The organism is Streptomyces sp. NPDC059816 (genome assembly GCF_042732055.1).
Taxonomy (GTDB): Bacteria; Actinomycetota; Actinomycetes; order Streptomycetales; family Streptomycetaceae; genus Streptomyces.
The window spans coordinates 1-4546 of sequence record NZ_JBHWIQ010000067.1 but is presented as its reverse complement, the minus strand read 5'-3'; the positions used below and the strand labels follow the sequence as shown (position 1 = coordinate 4546).

General features: G+C 66.8%; 2 protein-coding genes. Both read right to left on the bottom strand.

The features are described from left to right. A partial coding sequence (locus ACFV88_RS35960) for a type I polyketide synthase (protein WP_385496434.1) occupies positions 1–3914 on the bottom strand: 3914 nt, incomplete at its 3' end. Between the two features lie 14 nt (positions 3915–3928). Next, positions 3929–4546, bottom strand: a 618-nt coding sequence (locus ACFV88_RS35955) for a phosphopantetheine-binding protein (RefSeq protein ID WP_385496433.1), incomplete at its 5' end; no start/stop codon positions are given.

The following is a 4546-nucleotide window of genomic DNA, read 5'->3' as shown; positions in this document are numbered from 1 at the left end:
ACCGATACCGCACCCCGAGTCACCACCACCAACCGCGACCCACCCAACACCTCACACGCCAACCACTCCCGCACCACCGACAACACCTCACCAACGGCACGCGTCGCCTCCGAGGCGTCGACAACCGTGAGTACGAAGTCGGGCACAGCAGAATCCGCAGCGATCGCACGATCCAGCGCGGCCAGGTCCTCGTACGGTTCGCCCTCAAGAGGAAGCCCACCCAGCACAGCGACCCTGGCGGCCTGGGCCTGTGTGACGGTGACCGGAGTCCAGTCCAGCTGGTAGAGGGAACCCTGAGTCCCTGCGGCCCGCTTCAGCTGAGCCTGGTCGACCGGACGGAAGACGAGCTTGTCCATGCTGAGGACCGGCTCGCCCTGCTCGTCGACGATCACGATGCTGAAGGAGGCCTCCCCCACGGGAGTGAGCCGTGCGCGGGCGCGCGGCACACCGGTGCGATGGAGCTGAACGCCGTTCCACGAGAACGGCATGACGAGCGTGTCGTCAGGCTTCTCTCCGAACAGCGAGCTCTGTACCGCAGAGTCGAAGAGCCCCGGGTGAATTCCGAAGTCGTCGGCGCCGGCCTCGTCCGGCAAGGCCAGATCGACGTAGACGTCATCCCCGTCCTGCCAAGCCCCCACCACACCCTGGAACAAGGGACCGTAGTCGTAGCCGATGTCGGCCATTCGGGTATAGAGCTCTTCGATGGACAGAGGATCGGCCCCTCGCGGCAGCCATTCGAGATCCCAAGCGGGCGCAGCCCCGGATTCTTCTGCCAGCCAACCGCGGCCGTGGCAGGTCGCCTCACTCTGGGCGTCCACCTCCTCGCCCTCGGGACGCGAGAAGATCACGAACTCACGACGGCCGACATCGTCGGAGTGGCCGACAATGATCTGCACCTGGCGCGCCCCTGTGTCATCCAGGGCAAGCGGCGTCTCGATGACGAGTTCATCCAGTACAGAGCAGTCGAGCGCACGCCCGGCGGCCAAGCTCATCTCAACCAGCGCCACACCGGGCACGATGACCGAACCCATGACGACATGGTCACGCGTCCACGGCTGCGCCTCGGTGGAGATTCGGCCAGTGAAGAGCCATTCGTCCCGGTCACCGATGAGCGCTCGACCAGCGAGTACGGGGTGGTCGACGGCGACGAGACCAGCAGCTGACACGTCACCCGTGATCGTGCCGGGAGACAGCCAGAACCGCTCCCGCTGGAAGGCGTAAGTCGGCAGATCAACACGCCGAGCACCAACGCCCGCGTAGAACGCCTCCCAATCCACTGCGATGCCTGCGGCATAAGCGTGGCCGAGGAACCCGGCGAACGCCTCCGCCTCACCCTGCTTCCTCCGCAGAGCCGGAAGGAACACGGCCTCAGTGCTCTCCCCCTCGGTGTCGAGGCACTGACGAGCCATCGCGGTCAGAACCGCATCCGGACCCAGTTCCAGGAAGCGGCGCACGTCCAGGTCCCACAAGGTGCGAACCCCGTCAGCGAAACGCACAGCCCCGCGCACGTGGCGAACCCAGTACTCGGCGTCGAACGCCTCAACTACCTTGCCCGTGACGTTCGAGACGACCGGGGTCTGCGGCGCCGCGTACTCCAGGCGCTCCGCAACCGCCCGGAACTCCTCCAGCATCGGTTCCATCCGCGGGGAATGGAACGCGTGGGACACCCGAAGCCGGGTCGTCTTCCTGCCCTCCCAGTGCTTGAGCCATTCCTCTGCGGCGTCCTCGTCACCGGACACGACCACGGAAGTCGGACCGTTCACCGCCGCCACTTCGAGACGGCCCTCGAACCCGGCCAACGATCCGATCACTTCGGGCTCGCTCGCCTGGACCGCGACCATCACCCCGCCCGCAGGCAGCCCACCCATCAAACGGCCGCGTGCCACGACCAGCTCTGAGGCGTCACTCAATGAGAGCACCCCCGCCACATGCGCGGCAGCGATCTCCCCGACAGAGTGGCCGATCAAGAAGTCCGCGCGCAGTCCAAGCGATTCCGCCAGGCGGTACAGCGCGACCTCGACCGCGAACAACACCACCTGCGTGAACTCCGTCGAATCCAACACCCCATCGTCGGAGGCCAGGAGCTCCCGGACCGAACGACCCAACCGCGGATCAAGTTCCGCACACACTTCACGCAATGCCTGGTCGAAGGCAGGGAACTCCCCCGCCAGACCAAGCCCCATACCCACACGCTGAGAACCCTGCCCCGTAAACAGGAACGCCGACTTCCCCGCTACGGCGCTTTCCGCTTCGCCCGTGGATATGTCGGCCAGGCGCGCCAGCAACTCATCACGGCCACCGGCAACCACCACCGCACGCCGCTCCAGCAGTGCGCGCGAACCCACCAACGAATGCGCAGCATCCAGAGCAGATACCTCAGGCCGCTCAATCACGAACGAACGCAACCGGTCCGCTTGGGCGCGCAACGCAGCATCGGAACGGCCCGACACCACCACCGGAACCGCCGACACACCGCGCCCACCACCCGAAGCAACACGCTCCGCCTCAGCCGCATCCTCAACCGGCGCCTCCTCCACAATGATGTGCGCGTTCGTCCCACTCACACCGAACGACGACACACCCGCACGACGCGGACGACCCTCAACCGTCCACTCCCGCGCCTCACGCAACAACTCGACCCCACCCGACGCCCAGTCGACGTGTGGCGACGGCTCGTCCACGTGCAACGTCGACGGCAACACCCCATGGCGCATGGCCATCACCATCTTGATCACACCCGCCACACCAGCCGCGGTGGAGGTATGACCGATGTTCGACTTGATGGAACCCAGCCAGAGCGGGTCCCCATCACGCTCAGCGCCGTACGTCGCCAACAACGCCTGCGCCTCGATCGGGTCACCAAGAACGGTTCCCGTGCCGTGCCCCTCTACCGCGTCCACCTCGGACGGGGACAGCCCGGCATTGGCCAGTGCCTGTCGGATCACCCGCTCCTGCGACGGACCGTTCGGCGCCGTCAAACCGTTGCTCGCACCGTCCTGATTCACCGCGCTGCCCCGGATCAGACCGAGGATCCGCCGTCCGTTGCGCTTCGCGTCGGACAGCCGCTCCAGCACCACCAGGCCCAGGCCGTCGGAGAACCCGGTCCCGTTGGCGGACGCCGCGTACGCCTTGCACCGCCCGTCGGGTGCCAGGCCGCGCTGCCGACTGAACTCCATGTGCAGGAAGGGTCCGGCCAGCACGGTGACGCCGCCGGCGAGCGCGAGGGAGCACTCACCTGCGCGCAGAGCTGTCACCGCGAGGTGCAGGGCAACAGCGGAAGCGGAGCAGGCCGTGTCCACGGACACCGCGGGGCCTTCCAGACCAAGGCTGTAAGCGATGCGGCCGGACACGACACTGGTGGTGGAGCCGGTCAGACGGAAGCCCTCGATCTGCGGCAGCGCACCTGCGGGCATGGAAGCGTAGTCGGACGGGCCGACACCACAGAACACGCCCGTGTCGCTGCCGCGCAGGCGGATCGGGTCGATGCCCGCGTCCTCCAGCGCCTCCCAGGACGACTCCAGCAGCAGACGCTGCTGCGGATCCATCGCCGTCGCCTCACGCGGGCTGATCCCGAAGAAGTCGGCATCGAACTCGGTCGCTCCGTCGACGAACCCGCCTTCCTTGGCGTACACGGTGCCGAGGTGGTCGGGGTCGGGGTCGTAGAGCCGCTCCAGGTCCCAGCCACGGTCAGCAGGGAACGGGCCGATCGCGTCGCGCCCCTCAGCCACCATTTCCCACAGCTCATCCGGCGAGGTGACGCCACCCGGATACCGGCAACTCATTCCCACGATCGCGAGGGGCTCCCCATCGCGGGACTCGTACTCACGAAGGCGCGCGCGAGCCTGGTTGAGGTCGCTCGCCATCTTCTTGAGATAGCGGGCGATCTTCTCCTGCTGTTCCGTGTTCTGTGTCATTTCCGCGCCCCTCGTCACGCTTCGCCGAATTCGGTGTCGATCATCTGGAAGACTTCATCCATCGTTGTGGCCGCTTCGATGCGCTCGGCCGTACTCTCCGCTTCTCCGTCATCGGCAACGACGGAAAGCAGTCGGCGCAGGCGCTCGGCAACATTTCGCCGATCGGGTTCGGCGATCCCGGGCAGCATTTCTTCCAGCTTTGTCAGTTCCTTCTCGATCGGTGGTTCGGTGGCATCGCCGCCGAACTCGGCAAGCAGCAGTCGTGCGATCTCCGCGGGCGTGGGGTAGTCGAACACCAACGTGGCCGGCAGGCGCATTCCTGTGACCTGGCTGAGCCGGTTTCGAAGCTCGACGGCGCCGAGCGAGTCAAAGCCGATCTCCTGGAAAGCCCGCTCGGGTTCGATGGCAGCGGCCGAGGAATGCCCCAGCACAGCGGCCACCTGGGCCCGAACCATGTCCAGGACGATGTTGTCCCGGTCGGTGGTGGAGACCCCGGCCAGCTGATCCCTGAGGGACACCGTCGGGGTGTCCACTGGCCGAGCGCCGGGTGCCAGGCCGCGGAGTACCGCGGGGATGCTTCCGGCCCTGGCCTGGGCCCGCAACACCGCCGTGTCGAAACGAACCGGTGCCAG